Source organism: Endozoicomonas sp. (assembly GCF_031844845.1).
Taxonomy (GTDB): domain Bacteria; phylum Pseudomonadota; class Gammaproteobacteria; order Pseudomonadales; family Endozoicomonadaceae; genus Endozoicomonas.
Window position 1 is genome coordinate 1 of record NZ_JAVRMB020000326.1, and the last position, 7209, is coordinate 7209.

The 7209-nt window shown below is 50.8% G+C and carries 6 protein-coding genes and 1 pseudogene; 3 read left to right on the forward strand and 4 right to left on the reverse strand.

Going from position 1 to position 7209, the window contains the following annotated elements; all coding sequences use genetic code 11:
* On the forward strand, positions 1 to 208 hold a 208-nt coding region (locus tag RM811_RS18115), incomplete at its 5' end, for a S1 RNA-binding domain-containing protein (protein WP_402527124.1).
* Between the two features lie 134 nt (positions 209 to 342).
* Here the strand turns inward: RM811_RS18115 and rpoD are convergent.
* From rpoD to rpsU, 4 genes are all read right to left on the reverse strand, one after another.
* Entirely contained in the window at positions 343 to 2169 is a 1827-nt protein-coding gene (rpoD, locus tag RM811_RS18120; protein WP_402527126.1) for an RNA polymerase sigma factor RpoD, read from the reverse strand.
* Positions 2170 to 2421: 252 nt separating this feature from the next.
* Complete coding sequence (gene dnaG, locus RM811_RS18125; RefSeq protein ID WP_402527128.1) at positions 2422 to 4419, reverse strand: DNA primase; 1998 nt, start codon at positions 4417 to 4419, stop codon at positions 2422 to 2424.
* Between the two features lie 72 nt (positions 4420 to 4491).
* Positions 4492 to 4941, reverse strand: coding sequence for a GatB/YqeY domain-containing protein (locus RM811_RS18130; RefSeq protein WP_402527130.1), 450 nt, complete (start codon positions 4939 to 4941; stop codon positions 4492 to 4494).
* Between the two features lie 103 nt (positions 4942 to 5044).
* Entirely contained in the window at positions 5045 to 5260 is a 216-nt protein-coding gene (rpsU, locus tag RM811_RS18135; RefSeq protein ID WP_067515164.1) for a 30S ribosomal protein S21, read from the reverse strand.
* Positions 5261 to 5623: 363 nt separating this feature from the next.
* On the opposite strand from rpsU, the gene tsaD reads away from it, so the two are divergent.
* Positions 5624 to 6661 (forward strand): tRNA (adenosine(37)-N6)-threonylcarbamoyltransferase complex transferase subunit TsaD, encoded by a 1038-nt coding sequence (tsaD, locus tag RM811_RS18140; protein WP_402527132.1) that lies wholly within the window; start codon positions 5624 to 5626, stop codon positions 6659 to 6661.
* Positions 6662 to 6976: 315 nt separating this feature from the next.
* A pseudogene (locus RM811_RS18145) lies at positions 6977 to 7209 on the forward strand (thiol oxidoreductase); the annotation flags it as partial.

Consider the following 7209-nt stretch of genomic DNA (forward strand, 5'->3'; position numbering starts at 1 on the left):
AGATGTGTATAAGAGACAGGGTCAGGATGGTCTGGTACATATTTCCCAGATTGCGGATCATCGTGTAGAAAATGTTGGTGACTACGTGAAGATGGGGCAGAAGCTTGAAGTTGTCGTGATGGATCTGGACAACCGTGGTCGTATTAAGCTGAGCATGAAAGAAGTGGCTCGTATTAAAGAACAGCAGGCCGCTGCGGTTTCTGATTAAGAGCGAATAAGAGCCTTTGAACCACAAAGACACAAAGGCACAAAGGTTTTTTTCTTTGTGACTTTGTGGTTAAAGCGGTTTTATTTACACCCATAAAAAAAGCACCTTTCGGTGCTTTTTTTTGGTTTTGTAAATTACTCGTCCAGGAAGCTGCGAAGGTGATCGGAGCGAGTTGGATGACGCAACTTTCTCAGTGCCTTCGCCTCAATCTGACGGATACGCTCGCGGGTAACGTCGAACTGCTTACCCACCTCTTCCAGGGTGTGGTCAGTGTTCATGTCGATACCAAAACGCATTCTCAACACTTTGGCTTCACGGGCGGTCAGGCCTGCAAGCACCGTGCGGGTGGACTCCCTGAGACCTTCACCAGTTGCGCGGTCAATGGGCGACTGCATGGTGGCGTCTTCAATAAAGTCTCCCAGGTGTGAATCTTCATCATCACCAATGGGCGTCTCCATGGAGATGGGCTCTTTGGAGATCTTCAGCACCTTACGGATCTTGTCTTCAGGCATTTCCATGCGAATAGCCAGTTCTTCCGGCGTGGCTTCGCGGCCCATTTCCTGCAGCATCTGTCTTGAGATCCGGTTCAGCTTGTTGATGGTCTCAATCATATGCACCGGAATACGGATGGTACGAGCCTGGTCAGCAATAGAACGGGTAATCGCCTGACGAATCCACCAGGTGGCATAAGTTGAGAACTTATAACCACGACGGTATTCAAACTTATCCACTGCCTTCATCAGACCAATGTTGCCTTCCTGGATCAGATCAAGGAATTGCAGGCCGCGATTGGTGTACTTCTTGGCAATGGAGATAACCAGACGAAGGTTGGCTTCAACCATCTCTTTTTTGGCACGACGAGCGCGAGCCTCGCCCAGAGACATCTTACGATTAATGTCTTTTATCTGGGTCAGGGTCAGACCAAACTCTATTTGAATGTTGGTCAGCTTCTTCTGCGCACGAATAATATCGTCACGATAATTCGGAAGGGCTTCAACGTAACCGCCACTACCGCTGGCCAGCTCGTCAAGCCACGCAAGATTGGTCTCGTTGCCCGGGAATGCCTTCAAAAAGATTTTGCGAGGCATTTTTGATTTACGAACACACAGCTGCATAACGGCACGTTCGTTATCACGAATACGCTCTACCGCATTGCGAATTCTGAAAACCAGCATGTCGAAGAGGCGCGGGATCAGCTTCAGTGGCGTGAAGGCATCTGCCAGCTCAGTCAAGGCTGCCTGGCTGTTGTCGCGTCCATTGCTGGCAATGGCTGCTGTAGCCTTTGCCAAAGCGTCTCTCAGAAGATCGAAGCGTTCTTTTGCTTCTTCAGGGTCAAGACCGGTATCGACCTCATCCTCTTCATCATCATCATCATCTTCATCACCATCTTCTTTTTCATTAATCACGACCACTTCGACGACGGGAGGAGGAGCGATTGGGGTATCATCATCCGGATCAATGTAGCCGCTGATGATATCCGTCAGTCGTCCTTCTTCTTCAGTAACACGATCGTACCCATCGAGAACAATCTGGGCAGTACCCGGAAATTGAGCCAGCGAAGTCATGACTTCGCGCCAGCCTTCCTCGATGCGCTTGGCAATTTGAATCTCGCCTTCGCGGGTTAATAGTTCTACCGTACCCATTTCGCGCATGTACATGCGCACCGGGTCAGTAGTTCTGCCAGCTTCCTGCTCAACAGCGGCAAGTGCAGCCGCAGCTTCTTCGGCGGCGGCCTCATCGGTGTCGGCTTCAGCCATGAGCAGGGTGTCAGCATCAGGAGCGGTCTCGTAGACGCTGATACCCATATCATTGATCATGCAGATTATGTCTTCCACCTGATCAGGATCGGAAATATCTTCCGGAAGGTGGTCATTAACCTCCGCGTAAGTCAGGTATCCCTGCTCCTTACCGCGGGCGATAAGCTCTTTTAATCTGGATTGTTGTTGCGAATTTGCTGACATATCAACCCTTTAACAGCGGATATTGACGAACAGGACAAAAAAACATAAGCAGGCAATTATAGCTCATAAACAGGGTAAAGTACCACAGGTCAGCGGCCCGACTTGGTTGGACGAGGTACCGGAATGCATTCCATGACGCGGGTTACCTTTCCTTGGTGTTTTCAGACCGGGTTTGAATTAGTGATGTGGCCAGTAATGCAGTTCCACGGACACAGTGAAATCCAAGTATACCTAATATTTTTTGGTGTGCAGTTATTTTTTTTGTGTATCACTCGGGGTGTCGACATCTACGCCCAGTTTTTGTCGTCTGAATTGCTCCTGAAGTTCGCGGAATTGCCTTCGCATATCTTCATCCAATTGTCCGGGTTTTTTATTTTGAATGCTCTGGAGCAGGTTTTTGTATTGATTTTGCTGATGGTTCAAGCCGGTTTTTTTTCGAATACTGGCCAGCGTTTCCAGAAATTCATCCCGATGTGCCGTTGTGCCGTGATCCAGTGCTGCCAAGGCTTTCAGGCGATCTCCCTTTTCGGTTCCGTACCACTGGGCAATCAGGGTGCTGGTTTTCAGTGCCGGATTTTTCTTAAGCGTTTGCAGAAGATCAATCAGCAATTGACTGTCACTGTCGTTTTCTAGCTTGAGGTCGTCTAGTGGCTCTGCCGCTTCCAGGGCAAACTCAGGATTACAAAGCAGTTGTCGTATGGCATAGCCTGACGTCGCCAGTCGTGCTGATTTTTGTGGGTTGTGAAAACGGCGAGGTGTAGCTGTAGCTGGTGAATGGTAGCTTTGCTGTTGTCCGGGTGGGTAATGTGTTTGTTCATAGCCAGTATCATAAGGCGCGGCTGGTTCGTGAGAATCACCGTAAAAATACGCATCATGGGTGGCCGAAGCGTCGTGATGCTTAGGCTCAGGCTCTGGTCGGGTCTTTACTGGCTGCTCTCTGGTCTGGGTGTTCTCCTGGAAATGAGTTTCCAGATAGTGGGTATCCAGTCCGGTATGGTCTGAGAGCATTTTCAGAAGCAGTTGACGAAAAAGGCTTTCCGGAAGCTTGCCAATATAAGGTTGGGCTAACTTGGCGAGCCGGGCGCGACCATCCATGGTGGTCAGGTCAAGATCTGCCTCCAGCTCACGGAAAAGTAACTTATCAAGACTCAGTGCCTCGTTCCTGATGCGTTCAACAAAGCGTTCGGCACCTTCCTTTCGTACCATTGTGTCGGGGTCTTCACCCTGGGGGAGAAAGAGAAAGCGTGCCTGGCGACCATCCTGCATATTGGGGAGTGTAGACTCGAGTGCACGCCATGCGGCTCTTCGTCCGGCATCATCACCGTCAAAACAGAAAACCACTTCGGGAACGACTTTAAAAAGTCTTTGCAAGTGCTCGGGTGTGGTGGCTGTTCCCAGTGTCGCAACGGCATTGGTAATCCCTTGCTGAGTCAGGGCGACAACATCCATGTATCCTTCGACGACCAGAATGCGGCTTAGTTTACGGTTTGCCTGTCGCGCTTCCCAGAGTCCATAGAGCTCTTTGCCCTTATGAAATATGGGGGATTCTGGTGAATTCAGGTATTTGGGTTTCTCATCCCCGAGAACGCGGCCACCAAAAGCGATGTAGCGACCTCTGCTATCCCGGATAGGGAAAATAATGCGATCCCGGAAGCGGTCGTAGATGGTGTTGCGGTCTTCATTTTTGACCAGCATTCCCGTGGTGATCAGCTGCTGCTCTTTCTCTGGCGATGTGGCCAGTTCTTTTTTCAGGTTATCCCATCCCGGTGGCGCAAAGCCGATGGCAAAGTGCTGGCAGGTCTGCTGATCAAGACCGCGGTTTTTCAGGTAATGGGAGGCACGAGGCGATTGCTCGTGTTGCTTTAACTGGCGGCTATAAAAATCAACCGAGCGATCCATCAGGTTGTAGAGTTCGCTGTGATCCGGGCCACGCTGCTTTTGTGAACTCTCGTCCCTGGGAACTTCCAGGCCCAGTTGTCCGGCAAGTGTGTCTATGGCTTCCGGAAAATCCAGATGGTCGTGATCCATGACGAAGCCAAGGGCGTTGCCGCTGGCACCACAGCCAAAGCAGTAATAAAACTGTTTGTCCGGGCTAACCGTAAAGGATGGGGTTTTCTCTTTGTGGAAAGGGCAGCAGGCAGAATAGTTGCGGCCGGTTTTTTTCAGCTTAACCCGATGATCGATGACATCAATAATATCAATTCGGGTGAGAAGGTCATCAATAAAGTACTGGGGAATCCGTCCGGCCATGATAGGGCGCTGCGCCTGAAACAGAAAAGGAAACGATTAATGAGTAGAGTTTATCACCCGTCAGGGTGAGTGTCAGCTTAACCGGGATTTAACGATTTTGCTGATGGATGACATGTCTGCCCGGCCTTGAGCCTGGGGTTTGACAATGCCCATCACCTTGCCCATATCGGCCATACTGGACGCGCCCGTGCTATTAATAGCGAGGTCAACCAGCTCGGTGATTTCAGATTCAGTAAGCGGCGTAGGAAGAAAGTCGGCAAGAACGGCAAGTTCGAGCTTTTCCTGGTCGACAAGATCCGTGCGTCCGGCAGACTCGAACTGAACAATGGCATCGCGGCGTTGCTTTACCATTTTGTCGAGTACTGCCAGGGCACGTTGATCGTCTAATGATTTTTCATCAATCTCAATTTGCTTCAGTTCGGCCAGGGCCAAACGGATAGTACCCAGTCGTGGTTTGTCGCGATTGCGCATGGCGTCCTTCATGGCTTCTGTCAGTTGATCCTTGACAATGCAATCACTCATAACACGTTCCTTCTCTTAATGGGCCTGAGGCTCTGGGCTTAAAGCTTATTGAGGCCGAAGCGTAAATCATGCGATTGATTCAACAGACGGTGACGTCAATTGATCAATACAGACGCTCACGACGACGCTGCTCGCGCTGTAGTTTTTTAAGATGACGCTTAACAGCAGCAGCGGCCTTGCGCTTGCGAACAGTAGTTGGCTTCTCGTAGTGCTCACGACGACGAACTTCAGCGAGGACACCAGCTTTTTCACAAGAGCGCTTGAAACGGCGCAGGGCTACGTCAAACGGTTCATTCTCTTTAACTTTAACAGCAGGCATGCAGAGATCACCTTCCTTTTAATAACAAGTTGTAGACCATGAATCCGCTGCAATCACTATGATAGCAGGCTATAAAGACTCATGGCTGGATTACAGCCAATGCTGCGCGAATGCGATAATTTGTCCCTGTGATTACTAATTACGCTCTTTATAAAGACAGTTCTTTACGCAAAACGGGACGTTAATACTCACACTAACAAGACAGATTAGCCGCAGTTTTTCAAGGGCGCGAATTTTAAAGCTTATTCAACAAAAATGCAAAAAACGTCGGCTTGGCGTATGATTCTTTTCCCTGAAATGAAGTGCTCGATGGACCAGAAAATGGTGAGTGCTATACAGATATTTCTTGCACAGGTTGGTTAAATGATTGTTCTCGGGATAGAAACTTCCTGCGATGAAAGCGGTATTGCCCTCTATGACAGCCAGAAAGGTCTGTTGAGCGATGCCCTGTTCAGTCAGATTGATATGCACATTGATTATGGTGGTGTGGTCCCTGAACTGGCATCCAGAGATCATATCCAGAGAGTGTTGCCGTTAATCACAGAAGTTCTGGATCAGGCTGGCCTTAAAAAAGAGCAGATTGACGGGGTTGCCTACACCCGTGGTCCGGGTCTGGTGGGTGCCCTGATGGTCGGTGCCTGTATTGGTAAGGCGCTGGCCTGGGCCCGGGGCATACCATCAGTGGGTGTTCACCATATGGAAGGCCATCTGCTGGCTCCCATGCTGGAAGATTCACCGGTAGATTTCCCATTTGTGGCTCTGCTGGTATCCGGCGGCCATACCCAACTGGTACAGGTGGATGGCATCGGCCGTTATCGCCTGTTGGGTGAGTCGCTGGATGATGCGGCGGGAGAGGCCTTTGATAAAGTGGCCGCCATGCTGGGGCTTGATTATCCCGGCGGGCCTGCCATTGCCCGGTTGGCCGGGCAGGGGCAAGAAGGACGTTTTCGGTTTCCACGGCCGATGACGGATCGGCCTGGTCTGGATTTCAGCTTCAGTGGTCTGAAAACCTATACCCTCAATACGGTGGCCAAATGCAAGGCAGAAGCGGGAGTGACGGAACTGGCTGATCAGGATCGCGCTGATATCGCCAGAGCGTTTGAAGAGGCCGTAGTGGCAACCCTGACTATCAAGTGTCGCCGGGCACTTCAGCAGACCGGCATGAAACAGCTGGTTATTGCCGGAGGTGTGAGTGCGAATACCGCATTGCGGGCTTCACTGGAAGACATGGTGGCAAAAGAGGGTGCAGTATTGCGCTATGCCCGGCCTGAGTTCTGTACCGATAATGGGGCGATGATTGCCTATGCCGGGTGTCAGCGACTGCTGGCTGGTCAAAGTGATGGGCTGGAAGTGGTGCCTGTACCCCGCTGGCCCATGGAAGAACTTGAGCCTGTTAATTAAGCCCCTTTTAAATAAGGGAGCTGACTTCCATGCTCTGGCGTGGGGCTGGAATTAGCACCCAACCGTCATCCCCGCGAAGGAGGCTGTCGCAAAACCCTCCGAAAACCTCGTTCCCACGCTCTGCGTGGGGATGCATACGGAGCTGGCCGTATAAGGGGAAAGCTCTCTTTGCCCGGATTTCCGGCAGTTTCATGCTGGTTGTTTCATTTGTGCCGGGTTCGGTACGCATTCCCACGGGGGACCGTGGGAATGAGTTCGGAGGATGTTGCGACAACCTCTTTAGCTAATAAAACCCGGGCTAAAAGAAGTAAAACAATGCAATTACGAACCATGGGGATTGCCTTCATAGCCTTGATCACCGGACCAGGGCTTTTGGGCTGTAACAAAACAGAAAAAGTCAGCTATGAAAGTGGTGAAGAACGACCCGGTGGCCAGACGTCAGCTACGGTTTCCGGACGAAACGCCTTTTCACTCCCATCCGCCAATATGGCTGTCAGTCGTCGTTTGGATTTCAGTGTCGGCAACAGCTTTTTCCGTAACCCCTGGGT